At 73.8% G+C, this 18,503-nt stretch carries 16 protein-coding genes; 8 read left to right on the top strand and 8 right to left on the bottom strand.

The genetic code is table 11. The annotated features are described in order from the left end of the window. Positions 1 to 299 precede the first annotated feature (299 nt). Positions 300 to 1,211, bottom strand: coding sequence for a DUF3027 domain-containing protein (locus OOJ98_RS32165; RefSeq protein ID WP_267058631.1), 912 nt, complete (start codon positions 1,209 to 1,211; stop codon positions 300 to 302). Between the two features lie 337 nt (positions 1,212 to 1,548). Between OOJ98_RS32165 and OOJ98_RS32160 the strand changes: the two genes are divergently transcribed. From OOJ98_RS32160 to OOJ98_RS32145, 4 genes are all read left to right on the top strand, one after another. Further along, positions 1,549 to 2,904 (top strand): MFS transporter, encoded by a 1,356-nt coding sequence (locus OOJ98_RS32160; protein WP_267058630.1) that lies wholly within the window; start codon positions 1,549 to 1,551, stop codon positions 2,902 to 2,904. Between the two features lie 92 nt (positions 2,905 to 2,996). After that, positions 2,997 to 3,491: a DUF2771 domain-containing protein gene (locus tag OOJ98_RS32155; RefSeq protein ID WP_267058629.1), complete on the top strand. Its 495-nt coding sequence runs from the start codon at positions 2,997 to 2,999 to the stop codon at positions 3,489 to 3,491. Between the two features lie 16 nt (positions 3,492 to 3,507). Beyond that, positions 3,508 to 4,254 carry a futalosine hydrolase gene (locus tag OOJ98_RS32150; RefSeq protein WP_267058628.1) on the top strand — a complete coding sequence of 249 codons (747 nt, stop codon included), beginning with the start codon at positions 3,508 to 3,510 and terminating at the stop codon, positions 4,252 to 4,254. Beyond that, a complete protein-coding gene (locus tag OOJ98_RS32145) occupies positions 4,244 to 5,098 on the top strand; it encodes a 1,4-dihydroxy-6-naphthoate synthase (RefSeq protein ID WP_267058627.1) in 855 nt (284 codons plus the stop codon). Before OOJ98_RS32150 ends, OOJ98_RS32145 begins: the two co-directional genes overlap by 11 nt. A gap of 57 nt (positions 5,099 to 5,155) precedes the next feature. On the opposite strand, the gene OOJ98_RS34875 is transcribed toward OOJ98_RS32145, so the two are convergent. Then, complete coding sequence (locus OOJ98_RS34875; protein WP_323177956.1) at positions 5,156 to 5,539, bottom strand: cold-shock protein; 384 nt, start codon at positions 5,537 to 5,539, stop codon at positions 5,156 to 5,158. Between the two features lie 178 nt (positions 5,540 to 5,717). Between OOJ98_RS34875 and OOJ98_RS32135 the strand changes: the two genes are divergently transcribed. Then, positions 5,718 to 5,972 (top strand): hypothetical protein, encoded by a 255-nt coding sequence (locus OOJ98_RS32135; protein WP_267058626.1) that lies wholly within the window; start codon positions 5,718 to 5,720, stop codon positions 5,970 to 5,972. 66 nt (positions 5,973 to 6,038) lie between these two features. On the opposite strand, the gene OOJ98_RS32130 is transcribed toward OOJ98_RS32135, so the two are convergent. Both OOJ98_RS32130 and OOJ98_RS32125 read right to left on the bottom strand, forming a co-directional pair. Continuing rightward, on the bottom strand, positions 6,039 to 6,662 hold the full coding sequence (locus OOJ98_RS32130; RefSeq protein WP_267058625.1) for an HAD family hydrolase: 624 nt from the start codon (positions 6,660 to 6,662) through the stop codon (positions 6,039 to 6,041). A gap of 304 nt (positions 6,663 to 6,966) precedes the next feature. Beyond that, positions 6,967 to 8,034 carry a hypothetical protein gene (locus OOJ98_RS32125; RefSeq protein WP_267058624.1) on the bottom strand — a complete coding sequence of 356 codons (1,068 nt, stop codon included), beginning with the start codon at positions 8,032 to 8,034 and terminating at the stop codon, positions 6,967 to 6,969. Between the two features lie 124 nt (positions 8,035 to 8,158). Between OOJ98_RS32125 and OOJ98_RS32120 the strand changes: the two genes are divergently transcribed. Beyond that, positions 8,159 to 10,711 carry a helicase C-terminal domain-containing protein gene (locus OOJ98_RS32120; RefSeq protein ID WP_267058623.1) on the top strand — a complete coding sequence of 851 codons (2,553 nt, stop codon included), beginning with the start codon at positions 8,159 to 8,161 and terminating at the stop codon, positions 10,709 to 10,711. 551 nt (positions 10,712 to 11,262) lie between these two features. Here the strand turns inward: OOJ98_RS32120 and OOJ98_RS32115 are convergent. Both OOJ98_RS32115 and OOJ98_RS32110 read right to left on the bottom strand, forming a co-directional pair. Continuing rightward, positions 11,263 to 12,441, bottom strand: a complete 1,179-nt coding sequence (locus OOJ98_RS32115; protein WP_267058622.1) for a flotillin family protein — start codon at positions 12,439 to 12,441, stop codon at positions 11,263 to 11,265. A gap of 26 nt (positions 12,442 to 12,467) precedes the next feature. After that, positions 12,468 to 12,719: a hypothetical protein gene (locus OOJ98_RS32110; protein WP_267058621.1), complete on the bottom strand. Its 252-nt coding sequence runs from the start codon at positions 12,717 to 12,719 to the stop codon at positions 12,468 to 12,470. Positions 12,720 to 12,929: 210 nt separating this feature from the next. Between OOJ98_RS32110 and OOJ98_RS32105 the strand changes: the two genes are divergently transcribed. After that, entirely contained in the window at positions 12,930 to 14,573 is a 1,644-nt protein-coding gene (locus OOJ98_RS32105) for a DNA repair helicase XPB (protein ID WP_267058620.1), read from the top strand. Here the strand turns inward: OOJ98_RS32105 and OOJ98_RS32100 are convergent. Together OOJ98_RS32100 and OOJ98_RS32095 are read right to left on the bottom strand one after the other, a co-directional pair. Next, positions 14,531 to 15,706 (bottom strand): glycosyltransferase 87 family protein, encoded by a 1,176-nt coding sequence (locus tag OOJ98_RS32100; protein WP_267058619.1) that lies wholly within the window; start codon positions 15,704 to 15,706, stop codon positions 14,531 to 14,533. The genes OOJ98_RS32105 and OOJ98_RS32100 overlap by 43 nt on opposite strands. Before the next feature lie 48 nt (positions 15,707 to 15,754). Further along, positions 15,755 to 15,964: a hypothetical protein gene (locus OOJ98_RS32095; protein WP_267058618.1), complete on the bottom strand. Its 210-nt coding sequence runs from the start codon at positions 15,962 to 15,964 to the stop codon at positions 15,755 to 15,757. A 412-nt stretch (positions 15,965 to 16,376) separates the two neighbouring features. Here OOJ98_RS32095 and OOJ98_RS32090 point away from each other — a divergent pair, with 412 nt between their 5' ends. Continuing rightward, on the top strand, positions 16,377 to 18,443 hold the full coding sequence (locus OOJ98_RS32090; RefSeq protein WP_267058617.1) for an ATP-binding domain-containing protein: 2,067 nt from the start codon (positions 16,377 to 16,379) through the stop codon (positions 18,441 to 18,443). Positions 18,444 to 18,503: the final 60 nt, after the last annotated feature.

Here is an 18,503-nt window from a genome sequence, read left to right as displayed (position 1 = left end):
GGCAACCCCGCCTTCGTCTGCGGACCGTGCCCGCGTCCCGCGCAGTTCCCCGCGCCCCCAGGTGGGCTGACCTTGGCAGAGTGCCTGGCCAAGGCCACCTCAGCCCGTCCGGCGATTGAGGACGAGCGCCCTCAAGGCGCGAACCGGGGTCCGGGGCGGAGCCCCAGGCAACCCCGCCTACGTCTGCGGACCGTGCCCGCGTCTCGCGCAGTTCCCCGCGCCCCTAGCGGCACGGGTGCCGGGCAGCACGCACATCCCCAGCCCGTCCGGCGTTTGAGGGCCCCCCGGGGGGCCCGGGGTCAGGAGTGGCCCAGGTCTTCCGTGGGGTCCGGCGCATCCGGCACGGAACCGCCCGAGCCCGGCCGCAGGGCGAACGGATCCGGCGCCACCGTGTCGAGCACCGGCGCAGCCGGCCGGGGCGGCTTCGGCATGACCGCCGCCTCGGAGTGCCCGCCACAGCCGTAGTCGAGCGCCACGACATGCCCGTCCGCAGGACCGAATTCGTTGGCGCAGATACCGAACGCCTGGGAGAGCGACCCGGCGATCGGCACGAGGAACGCGCAGGACACACAGGAGGCCGGCGCCGCCTGAGCCATCGCGGTCTTGCCGCCGAAGGACTCCTCCCACCGGTCCGCCGCCGCGTGCAGCCCGTACCGCGACAGCACCCGCGCCCGGCGCATGCCGAGCTCGTCGGCGACCGCCGCGATGGACCCGCGCGCCGTCCCCACCGGGGCGTCCCGGTCGGCCAGCTCGGCGTCCTCCGCCTCGACCCGCGAGGCCATCTCCTCGGAGACCACCGCGTTGGGCGGCGGCGCGTCCTCACCCGTGTAGCCGGGTTCGAGCCGCAGATCGTCGGCCTCGGTGGGCAGCAGATCGCCGGGGCCCATGTCGCCGGGGCGCAGCCGCTCGCTCCACGGCACCCACTCGGGGGCCTGCAGCGCGTCGGGGCCGGGCAGCAGCACCGTCTCGTCGAGGGTGATCAGCTTGGCGCGGGAGGCACGCGCGACGGTCACCGCCCAGCGCCAGCCCCGGTAGCCGAACTCCTTGCATTCGAAGAAGTGCGTGACGACCCGGTCGCCCTCCGACATCAGGCCAACATGCTCGCCGACCACCCCGGGCGCGGCGGCTTCCTCCGCCGCCTCGCGGGCTAGGTCGACCGCCTCGGCGCACAGGCGGTCAGGGGTACGGCTTCGCGTCGTCGCAGCACTCACAGGTCTCGCTTCTCTCCTACGCCGTCTCACGGGTGCGCCGGGGAGCCGAATGCGTACGGGTGGCGGGCGGAGCGGACCAGGGGGCCGCGTCAACGTCCGCGCCCGAGCGATCAACTGCCCAGCGGCTGTCCAGTTCACTGACCAAGGGGGTCCCCCCTGCTCCGTATGAGCGTGGAGGCGCACCTTCTGCAACCCATTCTGCGGGATCACGGAGAGGCGCGCGGCCTTGGGCAGCCGCGGGCGGCGCGCCTGTCACGCTACCCCCTTCGGGGCCCCCGGCCCACCTGCACGTCCGAATCCTGGTTCGGGTCGGACGGGGTTGGGGCACTATGGCGGGGTGACAACCGCAAGGTCGTCGGGGTCTTGGGACGGGTCGGGCCGCTTCCGCAGGGCGGTGCGGTCGGTCGGTCACGCCCTGCGCGCTCCCTTCTCGGGGACGGCGCGATCGATCAGAAAAGCCACCCATGCGCACGGCGCGGGTGAGTCGGGGCTCGGCAAACTGATCGAACTGCACGCGGTGAACGGCGCGGGTGACGTCCTGATCACCGTGGCGCTCGCCTCGACCGTGTTCTTCTCCGTACCGACGGATCAGGCACGCGGCCGTGTCGCGCTCTACCTGGCGATCACGATGGCGCCGTTCACCCTCCTGGCGCCGGTGATCGGCCCGCTGCTCGACCGGATGCCGCACGGCCGCCGCGCCGCGATGGCCGGCGCGATGCTGGCCCGCGCGCTGCTCGCCCTCACCATGTCGGGCGCGGTCGCCACCGGCGGCCTTGAGCTGTATCCCGCCGCGCTCGGCGTGCTGGTCGCCTCGAAGGCGTACGGAGTGGTGCGCAGCGCCGTCGTGCCCCGGCTGCTGCCACCGCGCTTCTCCCTCGTGAAGGCGAATTCGCGGGTCACCCTCGCCGGTCTCCTCGCCACCGGCATCGCCGCCCCCATCGGGGCCGGGCTCTCCCGCGTCGGGCCGGCGTGGCCGCTCTACGCGGCGTTCTGTGTCTTCGCCGGGGGTACGTTCCTGGCCTTCACGCTGCCCCACAAGGTCGACTCGGCGAAGGGCGAGACCAAGGCGACGCTCCTGGACCGCGAGGGCCGCAAGCCGAGCCTACGTACGGTCGGCGTGTCCGTGCAGAACGGTCTGTACGCCAATGCCGCGCTGCGCGCCCTGTCCGGGTTCCTGATCTTCTTCCTGGCGTTCCTGCTGCGCGAGCACCCCCTGGCCGGGCAGAGCGCCGCCGTCTCGCTCGGCATCGTCGGGGTGTCGGCGGGCGTCGGCAACGCGCTGGGCACGGCGGTCGGCTCGCTGCTCAAGGCGCGCGGGCCCGAGGTCCTGATCGTGACGATGCTGACCATCGCCCTGGGCGCCGCCGTTCTCGCCGCGGCGTTCTTCAGCGGCCCGATGGTCGCGGTGCTCGGCGCCACCGCCGGCCTCACCCAGGCCCTGGCCAAGCTGTCCCTCGACGCGATGATCCAGCGCGACGTGCCGGAGGAGGTCCGCACCTCCGCGTTCGCCCGTTCCGAGACGCTGCTCCAAATGGCGTGGGTGCTCGGCGGCGCCATCGGCATCGCGCTGCCGCTCAACGGGATCCTCGGCATGTCGGTGGCCTCCGCCCTGCTCGCGCTCGGCGCGGTCGTCTCCGTCCGGGGCCTGCTGGGCGCGGCGCGCCGGGGCACACCCCGGCCACGGGTGGCCTGACGCGGTGGCGCGACCGCGCCCCGGGGCAACACCGACGCGGCGCGCCACACCCCCGCGCGGCGTGGCCGGGGGCGACCGATAGCCTTCGGTCCATGACCGTTGCGTTCACTTCCGGTAGGACCCGCCGGGCCGGCTTCGCACTCGCCGCCGCCTCCGCCGGACTCCTCGTCCTCTCCGCCTGCGACAAGCCGACGCCTCTCGCGACCGTGACGGTCGGCACAAACTCCGTCAACACCGAGGCGTCCTGCCGCGGTGACGGCAAGCCGCTCGCCGACGACAAGCTCACCAGCTGCCTCAGCGGCGTCAAGGACGCGAAGTCGATCGACTACGCGCCCGGCTCGACCCTGCGGCTCGGCGTCGACCCCAAGGTCGTCGAGAACGGCAGCAAGTGGATCGCGCTGCTCGACGGCAGCCCGATCACCGAGGCCTCCTCGCAGACCTACCGGAGCTTCCCCAACGCCGATGTCTTCTCGACGGGTGGCCAGGGCGCCACGCCGAAGGAGAAGAAGGTCAGCATCGTGCAGGTCAACAAGGACAACAAGCCCGAGTCGGTCTGGAGCTTCACGCTCAAGCGCACCAACTCCTGAGCGTGGGCCCCGCCTGATGCGCGTCCTGGTCGCGACCGCGGTGGCGGCGGAGGCGGACTCCGTCGCCGCCGGTCTCGCCGCAGCCGGATACGCGCGCCTGGGCGAGGAGTTCGTCCGGCGCGCCGTGCACACCGCGCCCGGGTCCGTCCCGTCGCCGCTGATCCGGTACGGCCGCGCGGGACACGAGATCCACGTGTACCCGGCGGGCGTCGGCCCCGCGGCCGCTGCCGCCGGCACCGCTCTGGCCCTCGGCCGCGGTCCCGGCTACGACCTGGTGGTGTCGGCCGGCATCGGCGGGGGCTTCCCCGGCGCCGCGCCGCTCGGCTCGCTCGTCGTGTCCTCGCGGATCGTCGCCGCCGACCTGGGCGCCGGCTCCCCGGAGGGCTTCATCCCCGTCGCCGAGCTGGGCTTCGGCCGCCACGAGGTGCCCGTACCCGGCGCGCTCGGCCGGCGCGCGACCGAGGCCCTGGGCGCGGCGCTCGGCACCATCCTCACCGTGACGACCGCCACCGGCACCGCCGAGCGCGCCGCCGCGCTCCTCGCCGGCCACCCGCGCGCCGTCGCCGAGGCGATGGAGGGCTTCGGCGTCGCCGAGGCCGCCGACCAGTACGGCCTCCCGGTCCTGGAAATCCGCGCGATCTCCAACGAGGTCGGCCCGCGCGACCGTTCGGCCTGGCGGATCGGCGACGCGCTCGCCGCCCTCACCGGCGCCTTCGGGAAGCTCCCACCCGTATTGGAGAGTTGGACGACACATGAGCACTGAACCGGCGCTGAAGATCGCCTTCTCCCCCTGTCCGAACGACACCTTCGTCTTCGACGCGTGGGCGCACGGCCGGGTGCCGGGCGCGCCCGCCCTCGACGTCACCTTCGCGGACATCGACATCACCAACGGCATGGCCGAGCGCGGCGAGTTCGACGTGCTCAAGGTGTCGTACGCGGTGCTGCCGTGGGTCCTCGACGAGTACGCGCTGCTGCCGTGCGGCGGCGCGCTCGGCCGGGGCTGCGGGCCGCTGGTCCTCACCCGGGAGGCGGGCGTGGACCTCACCGGCAGGACGGTGGCCGTGCCGAGCGAGAAGTCGACGGCGTACCTGCTGTTCCGCCTCTGGGCCGCGGACGTCGTGCCGGGCGGGGTCGGCGAGGTCGTCGTCATGCCGTTCCACGAGATCATGCCCGCGGTGCGCGACGGCAAGGTCGACGCCGGGCTCGTCATCCACGAGGCCCGCTTCACCTACCAGGACTACGACCTGCACTGCCTCGCCGACATGGGGCAGCACTGGGAGGCGACGACCGGGCTTCCCATCCCGCTCGGCGCGATCATCGCCAAGCGCTCGCTCGGCCCGGACACGCTGCGGCGGCTCGCCGACTCCGCCCGCGCCTCCGTGCGGCTCGCCTGGGACGACCCCGAGGCGTCGAGGCCCTACGTGCGCGAGCACGCCCAGGAGATGGACCCGACGGTGGCCGACCGCCACATCGGGCTGTACGTCAATGAGTTCACCGCCGACCTCGGCGAGGACGGCTACGCCGCGGTGCGCGGGCTGCTGACCCGCGCCGCGGCCGAGGGGCTCGTCCCCGCGCTGAGCCGCGACGCGCTGTCGTTCGATCACTAGAGCGGGCTCCGGCGGCCACCGGACCGCGCGGGGGCGGGTGACGCCCGTGGGTCCGGCTCAGACGTCCAGCTGGTCGGCGACGGCCCGCAGCAGGCCGCCGATCTTCTTGCCCGCCGCCTTGTCGGGGTAGCGGCCCTTCTCCAGCATCGGCGTGATGTTCTCGAGGAGAGTGGTCAAGTCCTGCACGATGGAGGCCAGTTCATCGGGCTTGCGGCGCTGGGCCGCGGCCACCGAGGGGGCCGGGTCGAGGACCGTGACGGAGAGGGCCTGGTCGCCGCGCTGCCCGGCGACGACACCGAACTCGACGCGCTGTCCGGGCTTGAGCGCCTCGACCCCGGCGGGGAGCACCGAGGAGTGGACGAAGACGTCGCCGCCGTCGTCCCGGGAGAGGAAGCCGAAGCCCTTCTCGCTGTTGAACCACTTGACCTTGCCGGTAGGCACGTCTGTCCTCGTCCTCGTACTCGTCGTTGGGTGCGGGGCGCCGAAAAACCGAAGAAACCGCTCTGGATAGCAGTGCAGCGGGTCGTCAGCCGACCCGCCGACACCAAGGCTAATCGCCCAGGGGCTGCTGACAAGACGTCCCGGCCTGTCCTTACGTGCTGGGAACTACCCTGGCGGGGTGAGTACCGAAACCCAGGCCAAGACCGACCGTTCCGCCCCCACCACCGGTGATCGGCTGGTTCGCGTCGGCGCCGTCGTCTTCTTCATCGGCGCGCTCGCCACGCTGGTCACGGTGGCGCCGCTGTTCCTGCACACGACCCCGTTCCCGTCGATCGCCTATCTGATCTGCATGCTGATGGGCGTCGGCTTCCTGATCGCCGGGGCGGGCGTGCTCCTGGGCATCGCGGAGCAGCGCCGCCAGGCCCGCGCCTGAACGACGCGTTCCGCCTGCCGGGGCGGCCGGAGCGGCCCGGTCCGCACGAAAGTGCGAGCCGGGCTGTCAAGCGCGTTCGGCGGCGTAACCCTTCAACCAGGCCGGAAATGACGTCAGATCGTCGAGGACGACGTCCGCGCCGGCCGCGCGCAGCTCGTCCGCGGAGATCGGGCCGGTCGACACCGCGACCGAGACGGCGCCCGCGGCGCGCGCCCCGAGCACATCGCCGAGGTGGTCGCCGACGTACACCGACGCCTCGTGCTCGCGCAGCGCGACCGCCTTGGCCTCCGCCCACAGGCCGCCGACGACCTCGTCCGGCTCGATGCCGAGGTGGTCGAGGTGGAGCCTGGCCTGCGGCGCGTTCTTCGCGGTGACGACGACGGCCCGGCCACCCAGCTCCTGCACCGCGCGCACCGCGTCGGCGGCGCCGGGCAGCGCGGGCGTGGGCAGGATCGCGCGTGTGGGGTAGATCTCACGGTATTGGAGGACCATCTCCGCGATGAGCTCCTCGGGGAACCAGTGCCGCAGCTCCCAGTCGAGCGGCGGCCCGAGCCGGCTGACAGCCTGGTCGGCGTCGATGTACGTCCCGGTCGCGGCGGAAAGCTCCTGGTAGACGGCGTGGATGCCGGGCCGGGAGTCGATGAGGGTCATATCGAGGTCGAACCCGACCGTGGGCGCGTCATGGTGCATGCAGCCATTCTCCCCGGCCCCGCCCGGCACCGGCCCCGCCCGGCCCCGCCCCGCCCCGCCCCGAGGAGCGAGGATCTGCGTGCCGCCCGGCATCGGCCCCGCCAGGGGCGCGGGGAACTGCGCGAGACGCGGGCACGGTCCGCAGACGAAAGCAGGGCCTCTGGGGCTCCGCCCCAGACCCCGTTCGCGCCTTGAGGGCGCTCGTCCTCAAACGCCGGGCGGGCTGAGGATGCGCATGCCGCCGGGGCCGGGTGCGTTCCCCGGAGGGTCTCGGGAAGGGGCGGGGCGGGGAAGAGAACCCCCCTCAGCGAACCCCCCGCTGGGACCGCCACACCACAAACCCCGCCGACCCCACCGCCGCCACCCGAATCACCCAGGGCCACATCCCCGACAGCGCCGCCCCCATCTCCCCCGCCCCGATCGGGTCCCCCCACCGCCCGTTCTGCCGCCCCCACAACCACACGAGCCCACCCACCAGCGCCAGCCCCGGCACCCCGAACACCGCCCACTTCGACTCCGCCGGGCTCAGCCGCCGCGACGCGTACGCGAGGAGCCAGCCCGCGGCGAGCGCCAGCCACAGGCCGAACAGCGCGCCCGCCACCAGCAGCACGGCCGCCAGCAGCAGAAGGGGGTTGGAGAGGCCGGCCCGCGGGCCGGCGAACCCCGCCTCGACGGCCCGGCGTCGGCGCAGCCGCGGACGGAACCGCCGCTCCGGCACCACCTCGACGAGGTCGGCGTCCTCCCCGAGCCCGTCGTCGCCCTCGCCCTCAGCGTCGCCCTCGTCCGCCTCGTCGAGCTCCGCCTCGTCCACCGGCGGCCGCAGTATCTCCGGGATCTCCACCCCGCCGACGAACCCCGGCACGAAGTCGCCCCCGAGCGAGGCGGTCGGCCCGACCCGCCACCAGTCGGGTTCGTCGCCCTGCTTGCCGAGCTCGTCCATGCCCGCGAGGTGCGGCGGCGCCGGCACGGAGGGCGCGGAAGGCGCAGCTTCCGCCGCCCGCTCACCCGCCCGGGACCGCGGCCGCGGGCGCGGTACGCGTTTGCCCCGCCCGGGGAACAGCCGGTCCCGCTGAGCCGGCACCGCCCCGTCCGGCGCGGCCCGCTCGGGCGGAGCCGCGTACGACCCGCCGGAGCCCGGCCCCGCACCCGACGCGGCCCGCTCCACGACCTCCTCCGGCGCCCCGAACCGCCCGAGCACGCGCCGCACCGTGGCCGGCGTCTCCGTCCCGTACTTCGCCCGCTGCCTGTCGATCTCGTCGCGCAGCGACGACACCAGGCGCATCCGGTCCCCGGAGGGCAGTTGCCGCTGCTGGGCCAGGTCACCGACCCGGCTCAGGTAGTCGTAGACCAGCTGGTCGCTCTCGATCCCCACGCGCGTTTCCCCTCCGCGAGCCCGCCCGCGGCCACCCTGAGAGCCGCCGTCCCGCCGGTCCGGCCGCGTTTCGGACACCGGCTACGGGTCCTGACGGTAGCGCGCACGGGCTACCGTGGGGCGGATGGGGACCGGCGAGCGCAATCAGGAGGCGCACGTGCCCGAAGGAACGACCGGCGCGACGAACAGAGCTGCCGCGGCAGCCGACACCGCCGCCACGGCACCCCGTACCCCGGCACCGGCCACCGCTCCGGCACCCCGCACCCTCGCCGAGTCCCTGCGCGCCCGCCCCGACGAGTCCCTCGCCGCGCTGCTGCGGGCCCGGCCCGATCTGCTCTCGCCCGTGCCGGGCGACCTCACCCAGCTCGCCACCCGCGCCGGCACCCGCGCCTCCGTCGTCCGCGCCCTGGAGCGGCTCGACACGTTCGCGCTCCAGACCGCCCAGGTCCTGGCCGTGGCGCCGGACCCGGCCCCGTACGAGGCGGTGCGCGCCCTGCTCGCCGGGGACGACGGCGACCTCCAGGTCGAGCGCGCGCTGCCCGGCGCGCTCGCCGCGCTGCGCGAGCAGGCCCTGGTGTGGGGCGGTGACGACCGGCTGCGCCTGGTGCGTACCGCCCGCGAACTGCTCGCCCCCTCGCCCACGCACCCCTCCCCCACCGGCCTCGGCCCGACCGTCGCCGAGGCGACGTCGGGGATGTCGCCGGGCCGCGTCCAGGAGATCCTCCAGGCCGCGGGCCTCCCCGCGACCCACGACCCGGTGTCCGCGGTCGCCGCGCTGACCTCCCTGTTCACCGACCGCGCGCGGATGGCCGAGCTGCTGGACTCGGCGCCGTCCGACGCGCTGACCGTCCTGGACCGGCTGGTGTGGGGCCCGCCGTACGGCGAGGTGTCGGCCGATCCGCCGCCGCCGGTGCGCTGGCTGCGCGACCACGGCCTGCTGCTCCCGGCCTCGGCGCGCACCCTGGTGCTGCCGCGCGAGGTGGCCCTGCATCTGCGCGCCGGGCGCGCGCACCGCACCACCGAGCCGACGGCACCCGCCGTCGCGCCCCTGCGCGAATACCGTCCACAGGTTGTGGACGCCGCGGCCGCGGGCCAGGCGTTCACCGCACTGACCACCGTCGAGGACCTGCTCGCCGAGTGGAACGAGGGCGGCCCGGCCGTGCTGCGCGCCGGCGGTCTGTCCGTACGCGACCTCAAACGCACCGCGACCGCTCTTGACCTGTCCGAGCCGGTCACCGCGTTCTGGCTCGAACTCGCTTACGCGGCAGGCCTGTTGGCGTCCGACGGCGAGGCGGACGAGCGGTACGCGCCGACCCCCGAGTACGACGACTGGCTCGATCTCCCGCCCGCCGAGCGCTGGGCACGGCTCGCGGTGGCCTGGCTCGCGGCGACCCGCACCGCCGGGCTCGTCGGCGAGCAGGACACCAAGGGCCGTACGCTCGCCGCGCTCGGCCCCGACCTCGACCGCTCCCCCGCGCCCGAGGTACGCCACCGCGTCCTGGCCCTGCTCACCACGCTGCCCGAGGCCACCTCGCCCGAGCCCGGCTCGCTCCTCGCCCGGCTGCGCTGGGAGCACCCGGCGCGCAGCGGGCCCGACGACCTGCGCTCGCGGCTCGCCCAATGGACGCTGTCCGAGGCGGAGTTGCTGGGCGTGACCGGCCGGGGCGCGCTCACCACGCACGGCCGCGTGCTGCTCACCGGGGCCGCCGGGGCCGCCGAACGCGAGGCGCTCGGCGGGCTCGCCGCGCAGGCCCTCGCCCCGCACCTGCCCGAACCCGTCGACCACGTCCTGCTCCAGGCCGACCTCACGGCGGTCGCGCCCGGCCCGCTGAGACGGCCGCTCGCCGCGATGCTCGGGGTGCTCGCCGACATCGAGTCCAAGGGCGGCGCGACCGTCTACCGCTTCACGGCGGGCTCGGTGCGCCGCGCCCTCGACGCCGGCCGGACCGCCTCCGACCTCCAGGCCTTCCTCACCGAGCACAGCCGCACGCCGGTGCCGCAGCCGCTCAGCTACTTGATCGACGACGTGGCCCGGCGCCACGGGCATCTGCGGGTGGGCGCCGCTTCGGCGTACGTACGCTGCGACGACGAGGCGATGCTGGGCGAGATCATGGCCGACAAGCGCAGCCAGCCCCTGCGGCTGCGCCGCCTCGCCCCGACGGTCCTGGCCACCACGGCCGAGCCGGGCGCGCTGCTCGACGGGCTGCGTTCGATGGGGTACGCGCCGGCCGCGGAATCCGCCGAGGGCGATGTCCTGATCACCCGCGCCGACTCCCGCCGCACGCCGCGCCGTTCGGCCCCCGTGCCCGTGCCGGACGGTCCTCCGCACCCCGACGAAACCCTGCTCGACGCGGCGGTACGGGCGATCCGGGCGGGCGACACGGCGGCGACGGTCGTCCGCAAGGACCAGCCGGAGTCCGCCCGCACGGACGGCGCCCTGCCGCGCACGTCGTCGGCGGAGACGCTGGCGACGGTGCAGGCGGCGGCGATGACGGGGTCGGCGGTGTGGATCGGCTACGTCAACGCGGAGGGTGCGGCGAGTCAGCGGGTCATTGCGCCGGTGCGGGTGGAAGGGGGGTTCGTGACGGCCTACGACCACACGGCGGACGAGGTCCGCACGTACCCCCTCCACCGCATCACCGGCGTATCCGAACTAGCCGACGACCCCACCCCCTGACCCCGCCGGGGTGGGCTCGGTGCCGGGCGCCCTACTAGGCGCGGGGCTGAGCCATTCGCGCGGCTCCGCCGCGGCGGGCGCGGGCTCCGGGCTGCGGCTCCGGGTGCCCTACGTCGTTAGGGGCGCGGGGAACTGCGCGAGACGCGGGCACGGTCCGCAGACGAAAGCGGGGGTTGCTGGGGCTCCGCCCCAGACCCCGGGGAGGCCCCACCCCGCCCCTTCCCGAAACCCTCCGGGGGAGTGGGGCTGAGGTTCAGGACCTGGGGCTCCGCCCCAGACCCCGTTCGCGCCTGAAGGGCGCTCGTCCTCAAACGCCCGACAGGCTGGCTATGCCGCAACTGGGCACCCTGCCAAGGGCAAGCGCCCCAGGGGCGCGGGGAACTGCGCGAGACGCGAGCACGGTCCGCAGACGACCGGGGTTTTCAGGGGCGCGGGGAACTGCGCGGGACGCGGCACGGGCCACGGACCGCACGCAGGGGGGTGCCGGGGCCCGCCCCGGGGTGGGGGCCTCGGGGCGGGCCCCCGGCCAAAGGGGGCCCGCCCCGCAAGGGCTAGTCCAGGTTCACCGGCCCGTCACCCTTACCCTCCGGCTTCCCCGACAACAGCCCCGGCAGGGACAGCTGAGCCCCGCTCTTGGAGTCCCCGGACGCCGAGCCGGAAAGGTTCTGCCGGACGGAGTCCAGGATCGTCAGCCCCTGGCCGACGAGCCCCGCCGCGATCTCTCCCAGCCCGTCCGCCCCGTTGAGGACGTTGACGTTCGCCCCCGCCAGACCCCCCGCCGCTTCCTTCACGATCTGCGGCAGCTGGTCGATGAGCATCCGGTCGAGCGCGACACGGTCGTACGACGCCGCCGCCTCCGCCTGGATCTTCATCCGCTCCGCCTCGGCGATCGCGAGCACCTTGATGCGCTCGGCCTCCGCCTGCGCCGGCTTGACGATCTCGGCGACGAGTTGCTGCTGGCGCAACTCGGCCGCCCGCTGGGCGAGTTCGGTCTGGGCCGCGAGCACCTCCTGCTGCGCGTGGGCCTGGGCGAGCGGCCCGGCCTGCGCGGCGTGTGCCTGGGCGCGGTCGACCTCCGCGGAGTACTCGGCCTTGACGACCGCCGTCTGCCGCGCGTACTCCGCCTGGTTGCGCGCCGCGACCTGCTCCGCCTCGACGGACGCCTGCGTCGCCTGCGCCTGGGCGATCTGCGCGGCCCGCTGGATCGCGGCCTTGTGCGGCGCGGACATCGCGTCGATGTAGCCGGTGTCGCCGTCGTCGATCGACTGGATCTGCAGCGAGTCGACGATGAGCCCGATCTTCGCCATCTCCGTCTTCGAGGTCTCCAGGACCTCCGCGGCGAGCTTCTGCCGCTCGGTGACGATCTCCTCCACCGTCATCGAGCCGATGATGGACCGCAGGTGGCCCGCGAAGATCCGGCCGGTCAGGACGGACATCTGGTCCTGGTCGGACAGGAAGCGCTGGCCCGCGTTGACGATCGACTCGTTGTCGTTGCCGACCTTGAACGCGATCACGGCCCGCACGTGCAGCGCGATGCCCTGCTTGGTCACACACGTCTCGGTGACCTCCGCCTCGCACATCGACAGCGTGAGGAAGCGGGTCTTGCGGAAGACCGGCAGGACGAACTTGCCGTGGCCGGTCACGACACGGAACGGGGCGCCCCCGAGACCGCGCCTGCCACCCGAGATCAGCATCGCCTCGTCGGGGGCGGGCACCCGGTAACCGAACATCCTTTGTCTCCTTAGAAACGAAACGTCTAGCCGGCGTCGGCGGGAGGGCCGCCCAACGCGTCCAACGGATCGGCCCACTCGATGACGTCCACTTGGCGGGTGCCGCGGGATCCGATCACGAGCACGGTCGCCCCCTTCGGGAGGGGCTCCTCCGACCAGGCGAGGAAGGCCTCCGTGCCGCCGCGGACGCTCACCACGACCTCGCCGGGAGCGGCGGGTCCGCGGGTGGCGACGAGCAGCACTCCGGAGCAGCCGATCACGGCATCGTCCTGTTCCACGGCCTGGCGCCCCCCATCGTTCTGGTCCTGGATTTCAGACCTTAGACCCGCCGGGATCAACCGCCTATGCTCGGGCCCCTTCCGAATCACCCGGTGTTGAAACCCCGCCCCCCGCACACGGCCGGGGCCCCGCCCGGCCGCCCGATGCGGCAGACTGGAAGTTTGCCCGCCCCTCCCGGGTGGCCATCCGTCGGAAGGGACATCACCCAGGTGACCGGACCACTCATCGTCCAGAGCGACAAGACCCTGCTCCTCGAGGTCGACCACGACCAGGCCGACGCCTGCCGTCGTGCCATCGCGCCCTTCGCCGAGCTGGAGCGCGCGCCCGAGCACATCCACACCTACCGCGTGACGCCGCTGGGCCTGTGGAACGCGCGGGCCGCCGGGCATGACGCGGAGCAGGTCGTCGACGCGCTGGTGGAGTACTCGCGCTACCCGGTCCCGCACGCCCTCCTCGTCGACATCGCCGAGACGATGGCCCGCTACGGCCGCCTCACCCTCTCCAAGCACCCCGTCCACGGCCTGGTCCTCACCTCGACCGACCGTCCGGTGCTGGAGGAGATCCTGCGCTCGAAGAAGGTCACCCCGCTGGTCGGCGCCCGCCTCGACCCGGACACGGTCGCCGTGCACCCCTCCGAGCGCGGCCAGATCAAGCAGACCCTCCTGAAGCTGGGCTGGCCGGCCGAGGACCTCGCCGGCTACGTCGACGGCGAGGCGCACCCCATCGAGCTGGCCGAGGACGGCTGGAGCCTGCGTCCGTACCAGAAGCAGGCCGTCGAGGGGTTCTGGCACGGCGGCAGCGGTGTGGTCGTGCTGCCCTGCGGCGCCGGCAAGACGCTGGTCGGCGCGGGCGCGATGGCCGAGGCGAAGGCCACCACGCTGATCCTGGTCACCAACACCGTCTCGGCCCGCCAGTGGAAGCACGAGCTGGTCAAGCGCACCAGCCTGACCGAGGAGGAGATCGGCGAGTACAGCGGCACGAAGAAGGAGATCCGCCCGGTCACGATCGCCACGTACCAGGTGCTCACGACCCGCCGCAAGGGCGTCTACGCGCACCTGGAGCTGTTCGACTCGCGCGACTGGGGCCTGATCGTCTACGACGAGGTGCACCTGCTGCCCGCGCCGGTCTTCAAGTTCACCGCCGACCTCCAGGCCCGCCGCCGCCTCGGCCTCACCGCGACACTGGTGCGCGAGGACGGCCGCGAGTCGGACGTGTTCTCGCTGATCGGGCCGAAGCGGTTCGACGCGCCGTGGAAGGAGATCGAGGCGCAGGGCTACATCGCGCCCGCCGACTGCGTCGAGGTCCGCGTCAACCTCACCGACTCCGAGCGCCTGGCCTACGCGACGGCCGAGACGGAGGAGAAGTACCGCTTCTGTGCGACGACCGCGACGAAGCGGAAGGTCACGGAGGCGCTGGTACGGAAGTTCGCCGGCCAGCAGATCCTCGTGATCGGCCAGTACATCGACCAACTCGACGAGCTGGGCGAGCACTTGAACGCGCCCGTCATCAAGGGCGAGACGTCCAACGCGCAGCGCGAGAAGCTCTTCGGCGCGTTCCGCGAGGGCGAGATCAGCGTGCTCGTGGTGTCGAAGGTCGCCAACTTCTCGATCGACCTGCCGGAGGCGACCGTCGCCATCCAGGTGTCCGGCACGTTCGGCTCCCGCCAGGAGGAGGCCCAGCGGCTCGGCCGGGTGCTGCGCCCGAAGGCCGACGGCCACCAGGCGCACTTCTACTCGGTGGTCGCCCGCGACACCATCGACCAGGACTTCGCCGCCCACCGCCAGCGCTTCCTCGCCGAGCAGGGCTACGCCTACCGGATCATGGACGCGGACGAACTCCTCGCGGGCAACTGAGCGTCGGCGCCCGGCCGTTCTGCGCGGGAGCGGCCCGCCGAGACGCCGGCCCAGGCCACCACCGCGAGCCCGGCCAGCGGATAGGGCGACGCCAACGGCTGCTGCCACAGCGGTAGCCGGAGGTCGAGATCGCCCGCGTGTGGCACGAGCCAGAGGGTGCGGGCGGTGAAGACGGCGGCGAGCAGGACGGCCGTACGGGTCCGCCCCTCGGCCGCCGTCAGCGCGATCAGCGGGACGCACCACACCCAGTGGTGCGACCAGCTGATGGGAGAGACGAGGAGGGCGGTGAACGCGCTCACCAGCAGCGCCCACCGTTCGCCGGTGCGCCGGGCGGCCCACAGTCCAGCGGCTCCGACGGCCCCCGCGGCCGCCGCCCACACCACCCCCGGGGCGGGCGTGTGCAGCAGCCGGGCGAGCAGCCCCTGCAACGACTGGTTGTCGACGATCCACGCCTTGCCGACCCGGCCGGTCTCGAAGAGCCGCCGGGTGAAGAACTCGACGCTGGCGCCGGGCAGTACGGCCGCCCCCAGCAGCACGCTCGCACCGAACCCGGCCAGCGCGACGGCCGCCTCGCGGCGCTGTCCGCGCACGAGCAGGTGCAGCACGAAGAAGAGCGGCGTGATCTTGATCCCGGCGGCGATGCCGACCCCGAGCCCCTTGCCGAAGGCGCCCGCGGGCCGGGAGAGGTCCCAGAGTACGAGGCAGGTGAGCGCCAGGTTGACCTGCCCGAAGAGCAAGGTCTGGAAGACGGGTTCGAGCCACAGCGCGAGGGCGGTGGCGCCGAGCACGTATGCGCCGCGCGGCCGGATCCCCGCGAACCGGCAGGAGAGCACGACGAGAACCCCGGCCAGCAGGCTGTTGGTGGCGCCGAAGGCGATCCGGAGCACATCCGGCGGCAGGTAGGCGGTCGGCACGAACAGCAGGGCGGCGAACGGCGGGTAGGTGGCGGGCAGCTGCCACGCGGTGACGGTGAACCCGTACAGAGAGCTACCGCTCGCGACGGCCGCGCCTTCCGCCCGGTAGACCAGGGCGTCCGCCATGGGGATGCGCAGGGCGACACAGAGCGAGGCGAGCGCGGCGAGGGAGAGCGCGAGGAGGAGCGCGGCGGCGGCGCGAGGTGATCGTTCGGTCACGTGAAGTGACCTTAGCCGCGCGCCCGATCCGAGGCGTCGAGGCCGACGTCAGCGCGAACGCCGGTGGACGCCGGCCTCCTCCGCGAACTCGCCCATCACGACCACGCTGAACGCGGCACCGGCCAGGACTCTGGCGGCCCGGACGGCGTTGCCGATCATGTGGGGACGGTGCGGGGCGGCACCGGAGGCGGTGGCGCCACGCGGGGCGCCGGGGCCGGCGGAGGGGGTCGGGGCCGGGGTGAAGGTCGCTGTACTCATACCTCCATGATGGATTCCGGACATCCCCGGCACATCGACCCTTGGGCGGAACCTTTCGCACCCCCGAGTCCTCCCCTGGTCCGACCCGGTCCCCTACGGGACGGACCAAAGTCCTCCTCCCTCGATGCCGGCACGGCCGGCACGGGCCACCCCAGCCCGTCCGGCGATGGAGGACGAGCGCCCCTCGGGCACGAACGGGGTCTGGGGCCGAGCCCCGGGGGGGGCGGGGGTAAAAGGGTTCGACCTCGTTGGGGCGGGTGGCTAGACTCCCCTCCCCCCGCCTCCCCACGGAGCGCCGCCCCCCGTCCGGAAACCGGGAGGCCCCCGTACGGCCCAGCACCGCGAGGCCCGCCGCCCCGCACCCGGCCGCACGGCCCGACCCGTGACCACCCACCCCCGCCGGAGGCAACCCGTGCCCGCGCACGACACCCCCAACCCCCTCCACCACGAACGCACCCACCTCTCCGCCTCCCGCGCGGCCCTCCGCGCGATGCGCGAGGACGTCGAAGCCCTCGACATCAAGGACGTCACCGCGAACTGGGTCAACGCCGCCGTCCTGCAACGCCAGATGGACGACCGCATCAAGGCCCTGGCGGACCTCTCCCACACCCCCCTCTTCTTCGGCCGCCTCGACTACCTGCACGCCCCCGGCGTCGAGCTCGCCGAAGGGGCCGAGGGCGAGCGGTTCTACATCGGCCGGCGCCACGTCCACGACGCCGACGGCGACCCGATGGTGATCGACTGGCGCGCCCCCGTCTCGCAGCCCTTCTACCGCGCGTCGAAGAAGGACCCGCTGGACGTCGCGCTGCGCCGGCGTTTCGGTTACACCGGCGGCGAGTTGACGGCGTACGAGGACGAGCACCTCATGGACCCCGCCGAGGCCGCGCAGACCAGCAAGCTGCTCCAGGCGGAGATCGAGCGCCCCCGCGTGGGCCCGATGCGCGACATCGTCGCGACGATCCAGCCCGAGCAGGACGAGATCGTACGGTCGGGCCTGAGCGGCAGCGTCTGCGTGCAGGGCGGCCCCGGCACCGGAAAGACCGCCGTCGGCCTGCACCGCGTCGCGTACCTCCTCTACGCGCACCGCGAGCGCCTCGCCCGCACCGGCACCCTCGTCATCGGGCCGAACCGGTCGTTCCTGCACTACATCGAGCAAGTCCTGCCCGCGCTGGGCGAGTTGGAGGTGAAGCAGGCAACCGTCGACGACCTCGTGGCGAAGGACGTCGAGGTGCGCGGCACCGACCCCGCGACCGCCGCCGTGATCAAGGGCGACGCCCGCATGGCCGAGGTGCTGCGCCGCGCGGTGTGGTCGCACGTGACGACGCCGAGCGAGCCGCTGGTCGTGGTGCGCGGCTCGCGCCGCTGGCGGGTGCCCGCGTACGAACTGACAGAGATCGTCGAGCAGTTGACGGACCGTGACATCCGCTACGGCGCGGCCCGCGAGGCCCTGCCGCAGCGCATCGCGCACACGGTCCTGGTGCGGATGGAGCAGGCGGGCGAGGCCCCCGACGACCGGGTGCAGGACGCGGTGGCCCGCAACACCGCGGTGAAGGCGGCGGTCAAGGCGATCTGGCCGCCGGTGGACCCGGCGAAGCTGGTGCTGCGGCTCCTGAACGACCCCGAGTTCCTGGCGGCGCACGCCGAGGGCGTCCTCACCGCGGACGAGCAGCGGGCGATCCTGACGCCCAAGCCGGCCCGCAGCGTGAAGTCGGCGAAGTGGACGGCGGCGGACGCGGTCCTCATCGACGAGACGAACGACCTGGTGGCCCGCACCCATTCGCTCGGCCATGTCGTCCTCGACGAGGCGCAGGACCTCTCCCCCATGCAGTACCGCGCGGTCGGCCGGCGCTGCACGACGGGTTCCGCGACGGTGCTGGGCGACCTGGCGCAGGGCACCACGCCCTGGGCGACGGCGAGTTGGGCGGAGGCCCTGCGCCATCTCGGCAAGGAGGAGGCGGTCGTCGAGGAGCTGACGGCCGGTTTCCGTGTGCCGCGCGAGGTCATCGCGTACGCCTCGAAGCTGCTGCCCTCGATCTCGCCCGGCCTGACGGCGGTGGAGTCGGTGCGAGAGACGCCGGGTTCGCTGACGGTCCGCGAGTCGGCGGACCTGGACGCGGACGTGGTGGCCGCGTGCGTGGCGTCCCTGGCGCACGAGGGCTCGATCGGTCTGATCGCCGCCGACGCCCGCATTCCGGTCCTGGCCAAGGCGCTGGAGGCGGCCGGTCTGCCCTGCCTCGCGCCGGGCGAGGAGACGACGTCCGAGTCCCGTCTGACCCTGGTCCCGGCCTCGCTCGCCAAGGGCCTGGAGTACGACTACGTGGTCCTCGACGAGCCCGCCGCCGTGGTCGGGGGCGAGCCGGACGAACGCACCGGTCTGCGCCGCCTGTACGTCGCCCTGACGCGCGCGGTCTCCGGCCTCACCGTCCTCCACGCCTCCCCGCTCCCGCCCCAGCTCGCTCGGCCGGGTGCCGCGGGCTAGCCATCAGCAGGGACCCGTCACGCACAGGAACAGCACGGGAACAGCACAGGCGGCAGCACG

Origin of the sequence: Streptomyces sp. NBC_00083, assembly GCF_026343295.1 — a bacterium.
Lineage (GTDB): Bacteria > Actinomycetota > Actinomycetes > Streptomycetales > Streptomycetaceae > Streptomyces.
This window is presented reverse-complemented; position numbering and strand designations above follow the sequence as displayed.